The organism is Pseudomonas sp. 10S4, assembly GCF_034344865.1.
Taxonomy (GTDB): domain Bacteria; phylum Pseudomonadota; class Gammaproteobacteria; order Pseudomonadales; family Pseudomonadaceae; genus Aquipseudomonas.
Map to the genome: position 1 here is coordinate 7,110,437 of NZ_CP133774.1, position 20,186 is coordinate 7,130,622.

General features: G+C 58.9%; 13 protein-coding genes. 7 read left to right on the forward strand and 6 right to left on the reverse strand.

Translation table 11 applies throughout. The features are described from left to right. Nucleotides 1–85 precede the first annotated feature (85 nt). On the reverse strand, nt 86–2,743 hold the full coding sequence (gene gyrA, locus RHM58_RS33070; protein WP_322269292.1) for a DNA gyrase subunit A: 2,658 nt from the start codon (nt 2,741–2,743) through the stop codon (nt 86–88). A gap of 424 nt (nt 2,744–3,167) precedes the next feature. Further along, on the reverse strand, nt 3,168–4,244 hold the full coding sequence (gene mtnA, locus RHM58_RS33075) for an S-methyl-5-thioribose-1-phosphate isomerase (protein ID WP_201206747.1): 1,077 nt from the start codon (nt 4,242–4,244) through the stop codon (nt 3,168–3,170). Nucleotides 4,245–4,352: 108 nt separating this feature from the next. On the opposite strand from mtnA, the gene RHM58_RS33080 reads away from it, so the two are divergent. The 5 genes from RHM58_RS33080 (at nt 4,353) to RHM58_RS33100 (ending at nt 9,350) form a co-directional block, all read left to right on the forward strand. Continuing rightward, complete coding sequence (locus RHM58_RS33080) at nt 4,353–5,687, forward strand: TRZ/ATZ family hydrolase (RefSeq protein ID WP_201205617.1); 1,335 nt, start codon at nt 4,353–4,355, stop codon at nt 5,685–5,687. Between the two features lie 57 nt (nt 5,688–5,744). Further along, complete coding sequence (ubiG, locus tag RHM58_RS33085) at nt 5,745–6,443, forward strand: bifunctional 2-polyprenyl-6-hydroxyphenol methylase/3-demethylubiquinol 3-O-methyltransferase UbiG (RefSeq protein ID WP_201191408.1); 699 nt, start codon at nt 5,745–5,747, stop codon at nt 6,441–6,443. A gap of 4 nt (nt 6,444–6,447) precedes the next feature. Further along, on the forward strand, nt 6,448–7,119 hold the full coding sequence (gene mupP / locus RHM58_RS33090) for an N-acetylmuramic acid 6-phosphate phosphatase MupP (protein ID WP_322269295.1): 672 nt from the start codon (nt 6,448–6,450) through the stop codon (nt 7,117–7,119). A gap of 188 nt (nt 7,120–7,307) precedes the next feature. After that, a complete protein-coding gene (locus tag RHM58_RS33095; RefSeq protein WP_201205621.1) occupies nt 7,308–8,048 on the forward strand; it encodes a YciK family oxidoreductase in 741 nt (246 codons plus the stop codon). Nucleotides 8,049–8,423: 375 nt separating this feature from the next. Then, nucleotides 8,424–9,350: a GGDEF domain-containing protein gene (locus RHM58_RS33100; RefSeq protein WP_201205623.1), complete on the forward strand. Its 927-nt coding sequence runs from the start codon at nt 8,424–8,426 to the stop codon at nt 9,348–9,350. Between the two features lie 137 nt (nt 9,351–9,487). On the opposite strand, the gene RHM58_RS33105 is transcribed toward RHM58_RS33100, so the two are convergent. Beyond that, a complete protein-coding gene (locus RHM58_RS33105; protein WP_207200039.1) occupies nt 9,488–10,249 on the reverse strand; it encodes a TenA family transcriptional regulator in 762 nt (253 codons plus the stop codon). A 79-nt stretch (nt 10,250–10,328) separates the two neighbouring features. Then, nucleotides 10,329–12,788 (reverse strand): EAL domain-containing protein, encoded by a 2,460-nt coding sequence (locus RHM58_RS33110; RefSeq protein WP_201205627.1) that lies wholly within the window; start codon nt 12,786–12,788, stop codon nt 10,329–10,331. 320 nt (nt 12,789–13,108) lie between these two features. Here RHM58_RS33110 and RHM58_RS33115 point away from each other — a divergent pair, with 320 nt between their 5' ends. Both RHM58_RS33115 and RHM58_RS33120 read left to right on the forward strand, forming a co-directional pair. After that, complete coding sequence (locus tag RHM58_RS33115) at nt 13,109–14,815, forward strand: hypothetical protein (protein WP_322269297.1); 1,707 nt, start codon at nt 13,109–13,111, stop codon at nt 14,813–14,815. After that, nucleotides 14,812–17,748, forward strand: a complete 2,937-nt coding sequence (locus RHM58_RS33120) for a deaminase domain-containing protein (RefSeq protein ID WP_322269298.1) — start codon at nt 14,812–14,814, stop codon at nt 17,746–17,748. The genes RHM58_RS33115 and RHM58_RS33120 overlap by 4 nt, the downstream gene beginning before the upstream one ends. Nucleotide 17,749: 1 nt before the next feature. Here RHM58_RS33120 and RHM58_RS33125 read toward each other — a convergent pair whose 3' ends face one another. Further along, entirely contained in the window at nt 17,750–19,567 is a 1,818-nt protein-coding gene (locus tag RHM58_RS33125; RefSeq protein ID WP_201254930.1) for an ABC transporter ATP-binding protein, read from the reverse strand. Beyond that, complete coding sequence (locus RHM58_RS33130; RefSeq protein WP_201206749.1) at nt 19,560–20,162, reverse strand: DsbA family protein; 603 nt, start codon at nt 20,160–20,162, stop codon at nt 19,560–19,562. Before RHM58_RS33130 ends, RHM58_RS33125 begins: the two co-directional genes overlap by 8 nt. Nucleotides 20,163–20,186: the final 24 nt, after the last annotated feature.

Genomic DNA, 20,186 nt, shown 5'->3' on the forward strand with positions numbered 1-20,186 from the left:
ACAGCTCCTACAGCCCTACATTAAAAACAATCCCACAGGACAAACAACAAGGGGGCGAATCTTCATCCGCCCCCTGTTTGTCCGCTTATTCCTGCGGTTCTTCGTCGGCTGCGGCGTCGAGTTGCTGGTCTTCGACAGCGTCGTCGATCACGACCTCGCCGTCGAACACTGCACCTTCTTCACCTTCCAGCTCTTCGCCCTCGACTTCCGACGGCTCCTGAACCCGCTCCAGACCGACCAGCGTTTCATCGCTGGCGAGCTTGATGAGGGTCACGCCCTGGGTGTTACGACCCAGGCTGGAGACTTCGTCGACACGAGTACGAACCAAGGTGCCCTGGTCGGAAATCAGCATGATTTCCTCGCCGTCGAGCACCTGGACTGCACCGACCAGACGGCCGTTACGCTCGTTGCTGACCATGGCGATAACGCCCTGACCGCCGCGCTTGTACTCAGGGAACTCGGTAATCGCTGTACGCTTGCCGAAACCACGGGCCGAAGCGGTCAGGATCTGGCTGCCTTCTTCCGGGATCAGCATGGAAATCAGTTTCTGGCCTTCCGGCAGACGCATGCCGCGGACACCGCGAGCGGTACGGCCCATGGCGCGAACGTCGGTTTCCTTGAAGCGAGTTACCTTGCCGCCGTCGGAGAACAGCATGACTTCGCGATCGCCATCGGTAATGGAGGCGGAAATCAGCACGTCGCCTTCATCCAGCTCCAGCGCGATCAGACCAACGCTGCGCTGACGGCTGAAGGATTCCAGAGGAGTCTTCTTCACGGTGCCGTTAGCGGTAGCCATGAAGATGAAGTGACCTTCGGTGTACTCATCGACCGGCAGCATGGTGGTGATGTATTCACCATCGCCCAGCGGCAGCAGGTTGACCAACGGACGACCACGGGCAGCGCGGGATGCTTCCGGGATTTCGTAGGTTTTCAGCCAGTACACTTTGCCTTTGCTGGAGAACAGCAGCAGCGTGGTGTGGCTGTTGGCAACCAGCAGGTGAGCGATGTAGTCCTCATCCTTGACGCCGGTCGCCGATTTGCCTTTACCGCCACGACGCTGAGCCTGGTACGCAGCCAATGGCTGGGTCTTGGCATAGCCACCGTGGGAGATGGTCACGACGCGCTCTTCTTCCGGGATCATGTCACCCAGGGTCAGGTCGAGACGGGCATCGAGGATTTCGGTGCGACGCACGTCGCCGTATTCGGCGCGGATCACTTCCAGCTCTTCGCGGATCACTTCCATCAGGCGCGTGGCGCTGCTGAGGATGCGGATCAGTTCGCCGATCTGGTTGAGGATCTCTTGATACTCGGCCAGCAGCTTCTCGTGCTCCAGACCGGTCAGACGGTGCAGACGCAGTTCCAGAATGGCTTGCGCCTGTTCTGGCGACAGGAAGTACTTGCCTTCGCGCAGACCGTATTGCTCGTCCAGGGTCTCTGGACGGCAGGAATCGGCACCGGCACGTTCAACCATCGCGACTACGGCGGAAGATTCCCACGCGGTCTTGATCAGCGCTTCCTTGGCTTCCGACGGCGTCGGCGAAGCCTTGATCAGGGCGATGATCCTGCGGTCGATGTTCGACAGGGCAACCGCTTGACCTTCAAGGATGTGACCGCGTTCGCGGGCTTTACGCAGTTCGAACACGGTGCGGCGGGTAACGACTTCACGACGGTGACGAACGAAGGCTTCCAGCAGGTCCTTGAGGTTCAGGATCCGCGGACGGCCGTCGATCAACGCAACGATGTTGATACCGAACACGGCTTGCAGCTGGGTCTGGGCGTAGAGGTTGTTGAGAATGACCTCAGGCACTTCGCCACGACGCAGCTCGATCACGACGCGCATACCGTCCTTGTCGGACTCGTCGCGCAGTTCGGTGATGCCTTCGAGCTTCTTCTCTTTTACCAGCTCGGCGATCTTCTCGATCAGACGGGCCTTGTTCAGCTGGTAAGGGAGTTCGGTGATGACGATCTGTTGGCGACCACCGACCTTGTCGATGTCTTCGATCATCGAGCGGGCGCGCATGTAAATGCGACCGCGACCGGTGCGGTAGGCTTCGATGATGCCGGCGCGACCGTTGATGATCGCAGCGGTCGGGAAGTCCGGACCCGGGATGTATTGCATCAGCTCATCGATGGTCAACTCTGGGTTGTCGATGAGCGCCAGGCAACCGTCGATGACTTCACCGAGGTTGTGCGGCGGAATGTTGGTCGCCATGCCCACGGCGATACCGCTGGAGCCGTTGACCAGCAGGTTGGGAATACGGGTCGGCATGACCGCCGGGATCATTTCGGTGCCGTCGTAGTTCGGCACCCAGTCCACGGTTTCTTTGTGCAGGTCAGCCAGCAGCTCGTGCGCCAGCTTGGTCATGCGCACTTCGGTGTATCGCATGGCCGCGGCGTTGTCGCCGTCCACCGAACCGAAGTTGCCTTGACCGTCTACCAGCAGGTAGCGCAGGGAGAATGGCTGCGCCATCCGAACGATGGTGTCGTACACCGCGGTATCACCGTGAGGGTGATACTTACCGATCACGTCACCGACAACACGGGCAGATTTCTTGTACGGCTTGTTGAAGTCGTTGCCCAGCTCGCTCATCGCGAACAGCACACGCCGGTGCACGGGCTTCAAGCCATCGCGCGCATCCGGCAGTGCCCGCCCGACAATTACGCTCATCGCGTAGTCGAGGTAGGACTGCTTCAGCTCGTCTTCGATATTGACCGGGAGGATTTCTTTGGCCAGTTCGCCCATGAGAAGCTCGATTCCTTTTTCTGGTGAAACTTCGTCACATCCATATGGGACGAACGAAGCTCGCCGACGCAGGCTGAGTGCCATGCACCGACTTACGACAAATCAACGAGTTAAGCCATGGATCTGCGCAGTAAAGACAACCCCGTGGGACTGCCTCGGAAAACGCCGGATGTTATCACAAGAGCCGCCACGCACCTATCCCCCAGATGCGCATGGAGCATAGTTAGTTGACCGGTGACAGGCTTAACGGGGACGAGAGAGGCTTAGAGCTGCCACAGCCCCAGATTTGCTAGCGAAATGCGGGAGCTCGGAAGCAGGAGACCGTGTCATCGTTCTTCGCGGGCAAGCCTCGCTCCTACAGGTTTGTGTGTTCAGTAGGAGCGAGGCTTACCCGCAAAGGCGATTTATCGGACAACAAATACCGTCAATGTAGACGCTTGCGGCACATCAACTGCGCCATTTTCGCCGTGTCCGGCCGCTCGACAATGCCCTTTTCAGTGACGATCGCATCGATCAGGTCGGCCGGCGTCACATCGAACACCGGATTGAAGGCGTCAACATTCGCCCCGACCCGCTTGCCGCCGACGTCCAGCAATTCGCTGCCGTCGCGCTCTTCGATAGGAATGTCATCGCCGCTGGCCAGGTTCATGTCGATGGTCGAACTCGGCGCCACCACCATGAACCGCACGCCGTGGTGCATGGCGCTCACTGCCAGTTGATAGGTACCGATTTTGTTGGCCACGTCGCCATTGGCGGTGATCCGGTCGGCGCCGACGATGACCCAGGTAATGCCCTTGGTCTTCATGATGTGCGCGGCAGCAGAGTCAGCATTGAGGGTTACCGGAATGCCTTCATTGGCCAATTCCCACGCGGTCAACCGCGAACCTTGCAGCCAGGGACGGGTTTCGTCGGCGTAGACGCGCTCGACCATGCCCTCGATAAACGCGCCGCGAATGACGCCCAGTGCCGTGCCGAAACCGCCAGTGGCCAAAGCGCCAGTGTTGCAGTGGGTCAGGATCGCCTGAGCGTTGCCCTGATGCTTACGGATCAGGTCGACACCCAGTTGCGCCATGGTCAGGTTGGCTTCGCGGTCGCTTTCGTGGATGGCGATAGCTTCAGCCTCCAGCGCCGCCAGAGGGTCTGCATCTCCCTTGAGACGATCCAGGCGATCCCGCATGCGACTCAAGGCCCAGAACAGATTCACCGCCGTCGGACGGGAATCGGCCAGCACCGCGTAGTCCTCCTCCCACGCTGCCTGCCAGTCACCGCCCTCGGCAATTCGGGCGCGGGCTGACAACACCATGGCATACGCGGCGCTGATGCCAATCGCCGGCGCACCGCGCACCACCATCGAACGAATGGCTTCGGCCACGCCAGCAGCGCTGGTGTAGGCGATCCAGGTTTCCTCGAACGGCAAAATACGCTGATCCAGCAGGTACAGGGCGCCATCACGCCAATCGATGGCCTTCACCTTCTCCGCAGCCAACAGTCGATCGCGCATCATTCACCCCGCACTCATGAACAAAAGCCGCCGATTATAGCGATCCCCCCGCGAAGACGCTCGGGTATACTTCGCCATCCTTTACAAAAGCACTGGAACCGACCCTCGATGCCGAAACCTGCCGTTGCGCTCGACTTATTATTGCTGCCGACCTGGCTGGTACCCGTCGAACCCGCAGGCGTGGTCCTCAAAGAGCACGGCCTGGGTATCCGCGACGGTCGCATCGTGTTTATCGGCCCGCGTGCCGAAGCGCTGAAGTGTAACGCGACTGAAATTCGTGAGCTGCCAGATGTTTTGCTCAGCCCCGGCCTGATCAACGCCCATGGCCACGCGGCGATGACGCTGTTCCGCGGCCTGGCCGATGATTTGCCGTTGATGACTTGGCTGGAAAACCACATCTGGCCGGCCGAGGCCAAATGGGTCGATGAAGATTTCGTGCGCGATGGCACGGATCTGGCCATCGCCGAGCAAATAAAAGGGGGCATCACCTGCTTCTCTGACATGTATTTCTTCCCGAAGGTTGCCAGCGAGCGGGTGCATAACAGCGGTATTCGCGCGCAAATCGCGATTCCGATCCTCGATTTCCCGATTCCAGGTGCTGCCACTGCGGATGAAGCCATTCGTCAGGGCGTTGAACTGTTCGGCGATCTCAAGCACCACGAGCGGATCAAAATCACCTTCGGCCCCCACGCCCCCTACACCGTGGGCGACGAAAACCTGGAGAAAATCCGGGTAATCGCCGAGGAACTGGACGCGGCGATCCACATGCACGTCCATGAAACCGCCTTCGAAGTGCAGCAATCGCTCGAACAGCGCGGCGAACGCCCGCTGGCGCGCCTCGGTCGGCTGGGCTTGCTCGGTCCGCGCTTCCAGGCCGTTCACATGACCCAGATCAGCGATGAAGACCTGGCGTTGCTGGTAGAAAGCAACACCAATGTGATTCATTGCCCGGAATCAAACCTGAAACTGGCCAGCGGCTTCTGCCCGGTGGAACGCCTGTGGCAGGCCGGGGTTAACGTCGCCGTCGGCACCGATGGCGCGGCCAGCAACAATGACCTGGACCTGCTCGGCGAAACCCGTACCGCCGCGTTGCTGGCCAAGGCTGTCGCCGGCTCGGCCACGGCGCTGGACGCCCACCGCGCCTTGCGCATGGCCACGCTCAACGGTGCCCGCGCGCTGGGAATCGAAGCTGAAGTCGGCTCGCTGGAAGTCGGCAAAGCCGCCGACATCGTCGCTTTCGACCTGTCCGGCCTGGCACAGCAACCGGTCTACGACCCGGTTTCGCAACTTATTTACGCCACCGGTCGCGACTGTGTGAAACACCTTTGGGTCGCCGGCAAGCAACTGCTCGACGACCGGCGCCTGACGCGGCTGGATGAAGAACAACTGTGCGCCACGGCCAAGGCCTGGGGCCAACGCATCAGCGGCCATACAGAATCGTAAGCCCCCGGACCGAACACCGGGGCAACAGGATTTTTCAAGTTTTAGAGGACTTAAACCATGAGCAACGTCGACTACGCCGAAATCGCCAAATTCGAAGCCCTGGCCCATCGCTGGTGGGACCGCGAAAGCGAGTTTAAACCGCTGCACGACATCAACCCGCTGCGGGTCAACTGGATTGACGAACGAGTCAACCTGGCCGGCAAGAAAGTCCTCGACGTCGGTTGCGGCGGCGGCATCCTCAGCGAAGCCATGGCTCAGCGCGGCGCTACCGTCATGGGCATCGACATGGGCGAAGCACCGCTGGCGGTCGCGCAACTGCATCAGCTGGAATCCGGCGTGACGGTCGAATACCGGCAGATCACCGCCGAAGCCCTGGCCGAGGAAATGCCCGAGCAATTCGACGTGGTCACTTGCCTGGAAATGCTCGAACACGTGCCGGACCCATCCTCGGTGATCCGCGCTTGCTTCCGCATGGTCAAGCCTGGCGGCCAAGTGTTCTTCTCCACCATCAACCGCAACCCGAAGGCGTACCTGTTCGCCATCATCGGCGCCGAATACATCATGAAGCTGCTGCCGCGCGGCACCCATGACTTCAAGAAATTCATTCGCCCGTCCGAACTGGGCGCCTGGAGCCGCATGGCCGGCCTGACCGTCAAGGACATCATCGGCCTGACGTACAACCCGCTGACCAAGCACTACAAACTGGCGGCCGACGTGGACGTCAACTACATGATCCAGACCTTGCGCGAGGAGTAAGCCGATGCGAATCAGAGCAGTCCTTTTCGACATGGACGGCACTCTGCTCGACACCGCGCCGGACTTCATTGCCATCTGCCAGGCGATGCGTGCCGATCGCGGCTTGCCGCCGATGAATGACAAGCACGTTCGCGACGAGATTTCCGGCGGCGCCAAGGCGATGGTCGCAGTGACGTTCTCCATGGACCCGGAATCGCCGGGGTTCGAGGAATTGCGCCTGGAGTTTCTGGAGCGTTACCTCAAGGATTGCGCAGTTCACAGCAAACTCTTTGACGGCATGGGCGAACTGCTGGCCGACATCGAGAAGGCCAACCTGATCTGGGGCGTGGTCACCAACAAGCCGCTGCGCTTTGCCGAACCGATCATGCAGCAACTGGGGCTGGCGGAGCGCTCTGCGCTGCTGATCTGCCCGGATCACGTAAAGAACAGCAAGCCTGACCCGGAGCCATTGATCCTGGCGTGCAAGATGCTCAATCTGGACCCGGCCAGCGTGTTGTTTGTCGGCGATGATTTGCGTGATATCGAGTCTGGTCGCGATGCTGGCACCAAGACTGCTGCCGTGACGTATGGCTACATCCATCCGGACGATAACCCGCGGCATTGGGGTGCGGACGTGGTGGTGGATCATCCGCTGGAGTTGCGCAAGGTTCTGGATAGCGCGCTCTGCAGTTGCTAAACCGAGCGTCTTTTTGTGGCGAGGGAGCTTGCTCCCGCTGGGTCGCGAAGCGGCCCCTCTGTCTACCACCGCAATCTGTCAGGCACACCGCATTGCTGGTTTTACGACTGCTTCGCAGCCGAGCGGGAGCAAGCTCCCTCGCCACAAGTGCAACGCCTGCCTACTGCTGAATTGTTGTGAGGTTTTTTATGTTTGATTATTCCGCCCGCCCTGAATTGCTCAAGGACCGGGTCATCCTGGTCACCGGTGCTGGCCGTGGCATCGGTGCTGCCGCCGCGAAGACCTATGCCGCCCACGGCGCCACCGTATTGCTGCTGGGCAAGACCGAAGCCAACCTGACTCAGGTCTACGACGAAATCGAAGCGGCCGGTCACCCACAACCAGCCGTGATCCCGTTCAATCTGGAAACCGCCCTGCCCCATCAATACGATGAGTTGGCAGCGATGATCGAGACCGAGTTCGGCCATATTGATGGCCTGTTGCACAACGCCTCGATCATTGGTCCGCGCACGCCGATCGAGCAGTTGTCCGGCGAAAACTTCATGCGGGTCATGCATGTCAACGTCAACGCCATGTTCATGCTCACCAGCACCTTGTTGCCGCTGCTCAAGCTCTCGCAGGACGCCTCCGTGGTGTTCACCTCCAGCAGCGTCGGGCGCAAGGGTCGGGCGTATTGGGGAGCTTATGGCGTGTCCAAGTTTGCCACCGAAGGCTTGATGCAAACTCTGGCCGACGAGGTCGACACCGTGGCACCGGTACGCTCCAACAGCATCAACCCCGGCGCGACCCGCACCAGCATGCGCGCCCAGGCGTATCCCGGTGAAAACCCGCAGAACAACCCAACGCCTGAGGAGATCATGCCGGTCTACCTTTACCTGATGGGCCCGGACAGCACCGGCATCAACGGCCAGGCATTCAACGCCCAGTAACGGCCGTGCGTCGCTTTTGTGCTGCGGCATTTTATTGCCGCTGCACGCTTCAACCGCTGCAACCCCTGCCCTTTACAGTCAAACAAATGCCGCCGAACTGCGCGGCACTTCTTCAAAAGCGTCCTAACCAAATGATTTAGAACGGCTTTTATCCGAATGAACCGAATGGCACGACTTTCGCTCTAATTTTGTTCAGACACGCAGTGTGAAAGCAGTTGGCAGCAGCGCCTGAGTCGGCAGGTTACTAATCTTCGACAAAGCGGACTAGACTCGGACCAAATGTCCTACGGGACTGATGGACCAGTATGACGCGCAGCCCAAAGCCGCTCTCACCCAGCCTGTAAGACAGCCTTACTGCTTAGGGGCTCACGCCATATGAAATCACCTTCCCAGACCAACGCAATTGACTTCGATAGCGCCAAATTGCAACGCCTGGGCTTTGGTCAGCAGCCTCCTCTTCCGGAACGGCCGGTCAGTCTTGCGCAATTGCGTCAGCAACTGAGCTTGCAGCTGCAAACCAGTCTTGAGCCGCAACGCATTCTCGGGCTCTTTTTTCGTGAAATTCAGCGTCTAGTACCGCTCGATGCCTTGGGCTATCAGCACAAGGCCAGTGACTTGCGGCTGGAGTTTGGTCTTCGCGGTCATCATTCGGTCAGCTACAGCCTGAGCCATGAAGGTGAACATCTGGGTGAACTGGTGTTCCGCCGCAATCAGCGTTTCAGCGAGCAGGAACTGGGCAACCTGGAGTCGCTACTGTCTGCACTGCTCTATCCAATGCGTAACGCCCTGCTCTACCGCGCAGCGACCCAAAGTGCCTTGCGTGACCCGCTCACCGACACCGGCAACCGCGTTGCCATGGACCAGACCCTGCAACGGGAAATCGAAATGTCGCGGCGGCATTTGCAGCCCTTGTCGTTGCTGATGCTCGATATCGACCACTTCAAACGCGTCAATGACAGCCATGGGCACAGCGCTGGTGATGAAGTGCTCAAAGCGGTTGCCGCCTCGATCAAGGGCCAATTGCGCAACGTGGACATGGTGTTTCGGTTTGGCGGCGAGGAGTTTTTGATTCTGCTGTCCAACACCACTCGGGAAGCGGCGGCCATGGTCGGCGAGCGCCTGCGGTTTGCCGCCCAGGCTCAGGAGTATCACGCCGATGGCCAGTTGATCGAGCTGACCGTTAGCCTGGGTTGTTCGACCCTGCTGCCCGGTGAATCCGCCGAGAGCCTGTTGCGCCGAGCCGACAGTGCGCTGTACGTGGCCAAGCGCGAGGGGCGCAATCGACTGGCGATGGCGGGCTGAGCGTTCACGAACAATACAAAACAATGTGGGAGCGGGCTTGCTCGCGAAAGCAGTGTGACAGTCGACTTAAATGGTGACTGTCAGTCCGTCTTCGCGAGCAAGCCCGCTCCCACATTAGGTTGTGTGTTGCAGTTAGATCAGCTTTCAGCCAGCGCCATCCGCCCACGAACTACCGGCGCCCGTTCCGCGTGTTCCTGCTGCATGCAGCGCTCCAGAAACAGAAACATGTAGTCGTAGCTTTTGCACACAGCCTGGCGCAGTTCCACTTGCAGGGATTTGCTCGGGTTCTGGCCCGCCAGGGTGCAGATGATTTCCAGCGCTTCCCACGGGTGGGCATCGTCGTACTGGGCGTGCATCTTCAGCCACTTCATGGCCCGCTTGCGATCTTCCTCAGGGAAGGCTGCCGCGTACACGCCACTGGAACAGACCAGCGCCGACCACTCCCCGGTCGCGCCCTCAATGGCGTAGTTGGTAGCGGCGATGGCCACGATCAGCGAATCCGCTGAACTTGTGTGCCAGCACCAGTGGCTCAACGCATGAAGCTCCGGGGGCACTTGTTGCGCTTGCAGATCTTCCAGGCTGACACCGTGAGCCCGACTCCAGTGCACCCAGTAATCGGCGTGGTTCAGTTCGACGCGAATGTTACGCATCAACCAGCGGCGCGCCATGTCTTCACCAGGATGGCGGGCAAAGCGGGTTTTAGTCAGGTTTTGTGCCATATACAACGCGAACTGCTCGACTACCGGCCAGCCACCTATCAGGTACTGACGCATCGTCTTGGCGCTGAGTTTGTTATCTCGCATGCGCTGATACAGTTCGTGCTCGACAACCCGACGTTTGCTCTCGCTGCAATCCTGGATCAGTTGCTGAGCCCAGGCGGGATAACTTGCAGCTTCCATGAGTGGTCCGGTTCGGTTGAATGTGTCGATCACTGTTCGGCTCCTTTTGATTTGTGATTGTAAGGATCAGCAAGAGATTTCAACGGAACGTGCCAGGCGCCTTGAATAACAGCGGTTGCGGTCTGGCGGGACGACTTTGCAAGCTATCGCAGGTAAACAGTTGCGGGCGTTCGATGACATACCCTTGAGCGTAATCCACACCGATCTCGAGCAACGCCTGCTCGATCTGGGGTGTCTCGACAAACTCGGCAATGGTGCGTTTACCCATGACATGGCCGATGTGATTGATCACCTCGACCATAGCGCGGTTAATCGGGTCGTCCAGCATATCCTTTACGAAACTCCCGTCGATCTTCAAGAAGTCTACAGGTAAATGTTTCAAGTAAGCGAACGAGGACATTCCGGCGCAAAAGTCATCTAGCGAGAAGTGGCAACCTAAACCTTTGAGTTCATTAATAAATCTGATTGCACTTCCTAAATTCGCAATAGCGCTGGTTTCTGTAATTTCAAAACAAATCATTTCAGGAGGAATAGCGTAAGTAACAAACTGTTCACGCAGGAAGTCCAGGAACGCCTCATCTCCGATAGTAATGCCTGACAGATTAATCGCACACATGGCCAACGGGCCTTTGCGCTGTTCGGCAATACATTGGGCAATGATCTTGAATACGTTCTCCACAACCCAGCGATCCAGCGACGTCATCAGCCCATAACGCTCAGCGGCCGGGATGAAACTGTCGGGCAAAATCATCCGCCCGGCCTCGTCATGCAGCCGCAGCAGTATTTCGATATGCCCACCGCCCTGCTCGACATGCCCCAAAGGAGCGATTTCCTGGGCGTACAGGCAGAACCGGTTTTCTTCCAGCGCCATGTGCAAACGCTGCACCCAGGCCATTTCACCAAAACGCAGAGACAGTTCCGAGTCGTCGGCATGGTAGACCTGAACCCGGTTGCGGCCCTTTTCCTTGGCCATGTAACAGGCCATATCAGCGGCGCGCAGCGAGGATTCGAGCGTGGTGGGTGTCTGCGCTACATGGACCAGACCGATGCTGACGGTGGTCAGGAACGGCCGGCCTTTCCAGACAAAATGCAGGTTTTGCACGGTCTGGCGCAGTACCTCGGCGATTTTCTCCGCATGCTCCGGTGCGCAGTTCTCCAACAGGATGCCGAACTCGTCGCCACCCAATCTGGCCAGGGTGTCGCCTTCGCGCAAACCGGATTGCAGCAAGGCGCAGATATGCCGCAGCAATTCGTCGCCCGCCGCATGGCCGCAGGTGTCGTTGACCAGTTTGAACTGGTCCAGGTCGAGGAACATCAAGGCGTGGCGCCCCGGCTGCCGTGTCAGGTTGTGCAGCGCCTGCTCCAGGCGATATTCGAATTCGCGGCGGTTGGCCAGCCCGGTCAGGGCGTCGTGGGTGGCCTGCCAGGACAGATTGGCGATGTATTGCCGTTCCTGGGTCATGTCATGCAGCACCAGCACGGTGCCGCTGACCTTGCCGGCGTTGCGGATCGGTGCGCCGACCAGGGTCACCGACACGGTGCTGCCATCCAGACGCTGGATCAGTTTGGAATGCTCGCTGCCGCCGCTGAGCTGGCCACTCAAGATGTGCTCGATCAAGGTAAAGCCGTCGGCCTGGGCGTTCTCGTCCAGCAGATTGAACAGCGCGGCCAAGGGCAACCCCGTGGCCTGCTCGGCTTTCCAGTGGGTCATGGCCTCGGCTGCCGGATTCATGTAGGCAATCGCCCCTTCGACATCCGTGGTGATCACGCCATCGCCAATTGACTGCAGGGTGATCTGCGCCCGGTCTTTCTCCAGTTGCAGGGCCTCGGCGAAGGCGTGGCGCTGTTTGAGCAGTTTGTGAGTGCGCAGCAACGCCAGGACGATCAACCCCAGCGCAGTGGCCAGGTTGGTCACCAGCAACAGCCGCAGAATCACCCGCGAGCCCTCGCCCAATGCATCACTGAAGGCCTTGGCGGCCGGGGTTACGCCGTCGTTAATCGCAAAAATCTGATCCTTCCAGCGCTTGATGTCGGCAGAGGTGGCCTGATTATCGACGACACCCTGGTGCATCTCCCGAGCAACGTCATCGAGTTGCACCAGGTAAGCGTCGCCCACGGTCCAGCGATCAATGGCCTTTTCCAGATAACTGAAATGCCGGAAGTTCAGGTACAGCCAGATCAGGCTGGAGACGTCGTCCGGGTGATTGCCGCCCTTGAGAATCCCCACCCGCGCGGCGTCGAGATCCGGCGGCTGCTTGTCCAGCGCCAGACGCAACTCATGCCCGCCCTGAGGCACGGCAATTGCGTTCTGGTATTTGAGGAAGATCGCCTCATCGCGGCTGTCGGCGTAGAGATTGAGGTAATAAATGGCGTCTTTCTGGCCCTTGGACCACAGGCTTTCACCGGCCACATAGCCGCGAACCGCCGACAGCACATACAGGCTGACGCCACCGAGCAACGCTTGAAATAGCACGACGGCGATAAACGGCCAGACGATGCCCAACAATCGTGGCGTTCCGAGAGTCCGTTTTGGCTTCATGAGGTCCCTTGCATAGGCACTGCCCTGATCATCATCCAGATCCGACCACTCCCGCAAGACTAGGAGGCGTTCCCACTCCCCGCAAGGGGCAGGACGTACACCGAAAAAGACGCATCATCCCAGCATAGAGGAACAACGCGACCTTCGCCGTCAGTTGAGCGTTGCCGGGCACGAATGCCCGCCTCCCGGTTAAAGGGTTTCTATATATATGCACCGCACTAGAGCTTCTCGGACTCGCTTAACTGGGCGCCGGTCCTGCCCTTCGGTACGTCAATGAAGTGCAGGTTAAGCAAGCAACTTTGCGAAGAGAATCATTATTAATGTCTGCTGCATTACCAAACACCACCGAATTATCCTCACCGTCATATGCACAACGGCATCAAGGCCAGCTGGAAGATTACGATCTGTTGCTGTCGTCGATGCGCGCCCGTGAACAACCTGCCAATACATTGGCAATGAAGTTGTTGCGACCCAGTCGCTATTCCCCCATGGATCTGGACAGCCAAACAGCACAAGAAGCACTGAAGGCACTGGAAGTGCTTTATGCGAACGAAAACAAAAGTGCACTGGTTATTGAGTCCTACAGTAGTAACGTCCCTTCCGCGACCGGCAACTGGGTCGCGGCCACAACGCTCCCGCCCTTGTCGACCAACAACCCGCAATGGCGTCTTTACAAGGATGCCCTCGACAATGCCGTGCAATCTTTGGGAGGAACGATTCGCCGCGATGGCCTGTTCCCCCTTCAACAGATGGCGCTGTATTACGGCATCGCGCCGTGGGACCCGCAGAACGCGACCCAGCATCAATCGGTCATCGATACCCTGGAAGAAAAACGCGCCTGCCATTCTCTGGAACTTGAAAATGGCCTGGACCTTGACGAACTGCGACGCCCCGTGAGTTCGAAAGACCGAAAAGCCTACGACTCCATACGCAAAAGCGCTCCGCACCTGATCGAAACGCTGACGTTTGAGCGCTATCTGGCTAAACGGACGAATACCCTGATTATCGAGACCGTACGGGATTTTTTACCGCTACAGACATCGTTGATCGGCTATTTGAGCGATGAGGTTGACGCTAAGGTAGCGCTTGAAACGATGCGAGCAAAACCGAGCGTCTACCTGGAAAAACTGCTGAAATCGCCCAAGGCTCAGGCCCTCGCGAACCTTTTGATCAAGGCACTGGACTGGTACGGCGAAAAGCCCGGGGAGCAAACCTCACCGGCCATGCGCGCCAAACTGGTCTGCCGGGCCATCCGCCTTCATCGCCATGCTCCCTCCGGGGATGCGCCGCAAGAAACCGCCGGTTATGACTGGCGGCAATCCGCTCATTGGGGCAAGAGTTATCAGTCGATCCGCATTGCATTCGAAGCCCACTTGCTCAGCACCCGGCGCGTTGCTACAGCCAATGAGGCGGTCATTCTCGCCCGCCTCTATCAATCGCAACTGACGAAGGATTTTGCGGTACATGATGTCCCCGCCGAACTGCCATATAGAAGTTCTGTGGTGTGGGTGAACTTCATGCACGGCGTCTTGCTCTCCGATGCCATGGGATCGGGCTGGATTCAACGACAGACTTTCCAGCAACTGGTCAATCTGCCAATGGCGCTATCGACCGACGCCTCTGCCGAAGAGCTGGAAGCCATTGCGTTTGCGCGGTTGGTCCCAACAATCCATTGGGCAGTGACCCAGGGCATCATTCCCGATCGCGCCGATCGGGATTACAGCCAGGATGAACTCGAACGCGCTTCGAAAGCGCTTGATGCTCACAGCCAGGACCTGCAAAAAGCCATTGTTGAACTGGATGTTCCCCCGCCTGAAAGACTGAAGATGACCAAGCAAGAGATGGCCAATCTGTTCGGAAGCAAAACCTTCACCAGCGATGGACGCAAATTGGTCGTGCAGGATAAAACCCGCGCGGCTGGCGGCTTTCGCAGTACACCGCTGTTAGATAATCCCCGTGTTCAGGCTTTCACCTTTCTGGACGTTTACGCAGGGGAAAATTCGACAACGGCGAAATTTGGGGAATGACCGGCAGCGATGGAAAATCTCAAACAGACCGAATATTCAAATTGGGAAATGAGCGCGAGTTACTGACGTCGGTGACGGCTAACACCACTGATCACGACAGGAACGGCTTTTTTATATTCAGCTCCAGAGCCAAGAAGCTGCCCGATGTGAACAAGCTGTTCGAATCGGCATTCGACCTTCACATAGCATCGATCAAAGGGGCTTATGAATCACTGATCATCAGCCAGATCGCCTCTCTGCCGCTGGCCGAGCGCCAGTTGTTCAAGCTTGGAAAGCTAAGAATGCTGGCACTGCGAAAGGAAACGGAAAACCTCAGAGAAGCCGATGAAACCGAAGACATCATCCGGCAGAAGACCGCTCGAATGGGCTTTCTTTTACAGATTATCCACGAGCGTAAAACCTATTTTTATGAGCTGTTTCCGCGGGCCGGCACGATTCGCCAACGCCCGGATTTGACCCTTGACATCACGGGTGCCGTTCGAACAACCGCAGAGTTCGAAGGCTGGTTCTTCGGAGAAAAGTTTGATGCGCCTGTTCTACGAGGCAAACAGCTTCCGCTGGATTGGTCAGCCTATGCAAACGGTACGGCACCCAAAAAAGGGGCGAGCTGCCGAGCGATTCTGGAACAACGAGGAGCAATACTGCTCGCGCCCTCCGCTACAACCGGCGAAAGCGTTGACCCCTCCGGCTGGTCTCGTTTCAAGGAAATTGCCCAACTCGTCTCATCGAACCACCTTTACGTCGATGAAAAACAACTCCGTACCGAAGCGCGTGGCAGAACGGCTTTCGACGAAATCGAAAGCGCTTTCGAAAACAAACTCGACACCGTGAAATCGTTCATCCCGTTCTGGGGCAGCATTGAGGATTTGATGTCTGGGGACACGGATCGAATCTACAGCGGATTGCTTGGCCTCATGATGGACTTGACGGCGTTTGCCTTGCCCATCGGAAAATTCGTTTCCGGCTCGGTCAGGTTGGTCAAATTGGCCGGCACCGCCTCCGTGGCCGGGCGGTTAGGCAGCCAGGCCACGCTCCCCTCATTCTCCACGCTGACCCGCAAGCTGCTGGTTTCGACCGTGCAAAACCTGAACCCGCTGGATGGCATGCCGACCCTGCTTGCGTCGCTCGGCAAAGGGGTTTTATGGCTCGGAAAATTCGGTGCTCGCAAGGTCAGGACACTGGCCGGGGTATCAGGTCAGTACAACTTCATCCAGGGCTTTGCTCAAGCGACAACACCCGGTCGCTGGATGCCGCTCAACAGTGGTGATCAGTTGGCCACCGTCAAAGCCGTCGACGACGTTCCGGTGCGCAACGTTCCTCATGCTGGCTCGCCCCGACACTATTTGGTCGATCCTTTATCCTCCCTGCCTTATGGGCCACAACTGACCACCAGGAAGAAGGATTTTTCACCAGGAAGATCTGCGTTCACGCCCCTGGAAATAAACCACAGCCACGTCATTGTCGAGCTCCCCGAAAACGCCCGGGTGCTTGAAGTGCTTGAGGTCGACGGCCGAACTACCCTGTTCATCGATGACGTACCGTATCGCCTGGATGGGGACACACTGCGCCGAGCGGACAAGATTGATATCGGTGACACCCCCAAGGCGTTGCCATGCCGGATACGTCGCGCCTTGGGTGCGGATGTTTGTCAGACCCGCTACGTCATCCGCACACCGGGGCCCACACCTCACCTCGGGGTCTTCGATGAAACCAAAAGCTGGGCGCCCTGGTTCGGAAACAGTATTTACACGCCAGCCCCCAACAGAATGCCCATAAGCAGAACCTCGCTTGCCGCACATCCCACCCTCGAAGCCACGATGGAGTTTCAAACCGGTATTTATGGGTGGGTGAAAGTCCGTGTCCCCACACCCGAGCAGGATTTTTTCCATACCTTTAACGCAGGGGCGGTGATTGTCGAAGCCATAGACGACTCCAAACACTATCTTTTCACCCGCCTGAACGCTGGAGACTTTTACGTTGCCGAAGTCACCAAAGGTCAAAGCCTGCGCGATGCGCTGATTTTCAGGAAAGCGTCCTCCCTTCCCGACGAAGTAAGGAAGGAGTTGCTGGTGGTTTACACCGGGTCCCTCAACGCCAATAACACGGTGCGAATCCATGGTTTGAATTCCGTTGAGCGCGCCGTGAAGACCATGGAGGAAATCGCCATTCCGATTGGCGGCCACGCCAACCCACCCGAGACGCTCAAATGGCTGAAGGTCGATACCAGCCCTGGTGAGGCAGCGATGTTCGATCATCGGTCGCGGATGATCATCAGCAAACTGCCAGAAGGTTCCACGTCCTGGACCCGCAGCAAGGAAGCCCCGGAGGCCTTGCGCCAGAGAACGGCGGAAATCTTCGATACGCTGTTCCTGGAACCGGTCATTACCCTGAGAAAAGACAGTGCCTTGAAGATCGACGCCACGATGCAACGCCTCCAGAAACTGATCCCGCGTAGACAGCGCCCCCACAACGCTCGGAACATCGCCTATGCCCAAGTCACTACTGCAGCGGGCAAGCAGGAAGTCTATGTCAGTGTTTCAGGCGCTCAGGGGGCTACCGCGCATCTTCCGCTGTTCAAGCACAATGGGGGCACCCATCCGGTCATCGTCGGTGAAACGACCTACTTCAATATCGACCATAACCAGTCGTTTCCCAGTACCGCCCTCAACGTTACGGAGGACGGGAAACTGCTCGCCGTGCCACGCACCATCGACAACATCGACACCTACCGCCCGGAGCTGACCAGCCGACCTACTTCGCTGGACAGTGAAAGCAAGTTGATCAGCGTGATTCGCAAGAAATACCCAGATCGCACGTCGATCAAATCGGTCGACGTCGCCACGACGATGCCGCCGTGTGATTCCTGCTCGGTGGTGATGAAGGAGTTCGCCTACGACGGCGGGGAAAATGCGCTGCAAGTCTTGTGGAAATGACTTACAGCTGCTGCAGATGCCCGTAAAGCTTGGCGTACAAACCACCCTCAGCAATCAATTGCTGATGGTCGCCATCCTCGGCAATGCGCCCGCCATCGAACACCAGCACGCGGTCAGCCTGCTTAACGGCTGACAGTCGGTGGGCAATGATCAGGGTGGTGCGCTCGCTGAGGAACCGCGCCAGCGCCTCGTGCAGGTTGTATTCGGTGGCGGCATCAAGGGCCGAGGTGGCTTCATCGAGGATCACCACTTTCGGTTGGGCCAGGACCATCCGGGCAATCGCCAGACGCTGGCGCTGCCCGCCGGACAAGCGCACGCCGGAACGACCTACAACACTGTCCAGGCCCTGGGGCAAGGCGCGAACCGTGCCATCGAGCTGAGCGATTTCCAGGGCCTGCCAGCAGGCTTCGTCACTGCGTTCGCGGCCCATGGTCAGGTTCGCCCGCACGGTGTCGTTGAACAACGCCGGATGCTGCAGCACCACCGCGACATTTTCCCGAACCGTTTCCAGGCCGATCTCCTGCTGGGTCGAGCCGCCGAAGCGGATCGTCCCGGCCAGCGGCGTGTACAAGCCCAGCAGCAACTGCACCAGGGTGCTCTTGCCGCCACCGCTGGCGCCGACAATCGCGACTTTTTCACCGGGGGCGATGGTCAGGTTCATCTGGTCCAGCACCAACTCGTCGCCGTAACTGAAACTCAAGCCCTGCACGTCGATGCCCACCGTGTCGCGCCCCTGGAACGGATCGACGCCACCCGGGTATTGCGGCTCATCGGCGCGGGCCAGCAACTCGTTGATCCGTGACAGCGCACCACCGGCAGCGTAGTAGGCGTATTGCAGATTCAGCAATTGCTCCACCGGGCCGATCATGAACCACAGGTAGCTGAACACCGCGAGCATCTGGCCGATGGACAGGTCGGAGAACAGTACGGTGAGCATCGCCGCCGCGCGAAAAATATCGATACCAAACTGGAACAGCAAGCCGCTGGCACGGTTCGACGCATCGGTTTTCCACTGGGAATTCACCGCGTAGTCGCGCACTTCCCGGGCGCGTTGGCCGAGTCGTCCGAGGAAGAAGCCCTGACGGTTGCCAGCGCGCACTTCCTGAATCGAATCCAGGGTTTCGGTCAACGCCTGGGTGAAGCGCGAGGTGCTGTCGTTCTCCAGCTTCTTCAGGTGCTTGACCCGCTTACCCAGTTGCACCGTGGCGTAGATCACCAGCGGGTTGAACAGCATGATCAGCAGCGCCAGTTTCCAGTGCATCCAGAACAAAATGCTCGCGGTGCCGACCAGGGTCAGCATCGCCACGAGGAAACGACTGAGGGTTTCGCCGACAAACTTGTCGAGGGTGTCCAGGTCGGTAACCAGGTGCGTGGTCACCGTGCCGCTGCCCAGGCTTTCGTATTCGCCCAGGGAAATACGCTTGAGACGTTCGATCAGCCGCACACGGATCCGATAAACGATGTCCTTGGCCAAACCTGCAAACAACTTCGCCTGCACCACGTTGAACAGCAATGCCGCACAACGCAGGGTAAACGTCACGAGCAGCATCAACCCGATATAGCCGGCGGCTTTCTGCCAGGCATCGGGCAGTGCGTGGTTCATGATCTTCAGGGCCGAGTCGCCGTGACCCAGCAACACTTCGTCCACCAGCAACGGCAAAAGCAAGGGAATCGGCACGCTGCACAGGGTCGCCAGAACGGCGACGCCGTTGGCGATCCACAGGGATTTCTTGTGATGCAGGGCCAGTCGACGGATTTCCGCCCAGCTCAGTCGATCGACACGCGGTGGAGTTGGGGCGTCATCGGGCAGGTCATGCACAGGCAGCGCGCTCCAGCCAGCGGCCGAGCAGCGGTGACAGGACACTCAGCGGCTGATAGCCGTTGGTCAGTAACGCCAGTTGACCATCACGTTCGGCCAGCAAGGTCGGGAACCCGGCAATGCCGAGGTCCTGAACCCAGGTGAAATCGGCCGCGGTGGCGGCGTGTTGATCGGCGCGGTCGAATGCGGCGGCGAACTCGATACGCGGCACACCGGCCTGCTCCGCCAACTCCACCAGCACGCTGGCATGAGTGACGTCGCGCCCTTCGGCGTAAAACGCGTGTTGAATCAGCCCCAGCAGCGTCCAGGCGCAATCCGGCGCCAGGCTGCGCGCCGTCACCAAGGCCCGGCAAGCAGGCTCGGTGTCGTAGACAAAGCCCTCAGGCAGCGCGCCGTCGAGCTTGAACGGCTGACCGGTAGCCTCGGTGACCGCCTGCCAGTGCTCAAGGATGTAGCGCCGGGTGGTCGGCTCCAGAGCCGCGCCACTGCCGGTGCGCAAGCCGCCTACAACCAGATGCAACTCCACCCCTGCCGCCTGCGCCTGCTCGACCAGCGCTTCGGCCACCGGCGCAAAACCCCAGCACCAGGAACACATCGGGTCCATCACATAGAGCAGGCG

Excerpts from the sequence above, each read along its gene's own strand:
- RHM58_RS33120 (WP_322269298.1), top strand. The coding sequence starts at position 14,812 with ATGACCGGCAGCGATGGAAAATCTCAAACAGACCGAATATTCAAATTG.
- ubiG (WP_201191408.1), top strand. The coding sequence starts at position 5,745 with ATGAGCAACGTCGACTACGCCGAAATCGCCAAATTCGAAGCCCTGGCC.
- RHM58_RS33095 (WP_201205621.1), top strand. The coding sequence starts at position 7,308 with ATGTTTGATTATTCCGCCCGCCCTGAATTGCTCAAGGACCGGGTCATC.
- mupP (WP_322269295.1), top strand. The coding sequence starts at position 6,448 with ATGCGAATCAGAGCAGTCCTTTTCGACATGGACGGCACTCTGCTCGAC.
- mtnA (WP_201206747.1), bottom strand. The coding sequence starts at position 4,244 with ATGCGCGATCGACTGTTGGCTGCGGAGAAGGTGAAGGCCATCGATTGG.
- RHM58_RS33105 (WP_207200039.1), bottom strand. The coding sequence starts at position 10,249 with ATGGAAGCTGCAAGTTATCCCGCCTGGGCTCAGCAACTGATCCAGGAT.
- RHM58_RS33110 (WP_201205627.1), bottom strand. The coding sequence starts at position 12,788 with ATGAAGCCAAAACGGACTCTCGGAACGCCACGATTGTTGGGCATCGTC.
- RHM58_RS33080 (WP_201205617.1), top strand. The coding sequence starts at position 4,353 with ATGCCGAAACCTGCCGTTGCGCTCGACTTATTATTGCTGCCGACCTGG.
- RHM58_RS33130 (WP_201206749.1), bottom strand. The coding sequence starts at position 20,162 with ATGTGTTCCTGGTGCTGGGGTTTTGCGCCGGTGGCCGAAGCGCTGGTC.
- gyrA (WP_322269292.1), bottom strand. The coding sequence starts at position 2,743 with ATGGGCGAACTGGCCAAAGAAATCCTCCCGGTCAATATCGAAGACGAG.
- RHM58_RS33100 (WP_201205623.1), top strand. The coding sequence starts at position 8,424 with ATGAAATCACCTTCCCAGACCAACGCAATTGACTTCGATAGCGCCAAA.
- RHM58_RS33115 (WP_322269297.1), top strand. The coding sequence starts at position 13,109 with ATGTCTGCTGCATTACCAAACACCACCGAATTATCCTCACCGTCATAT.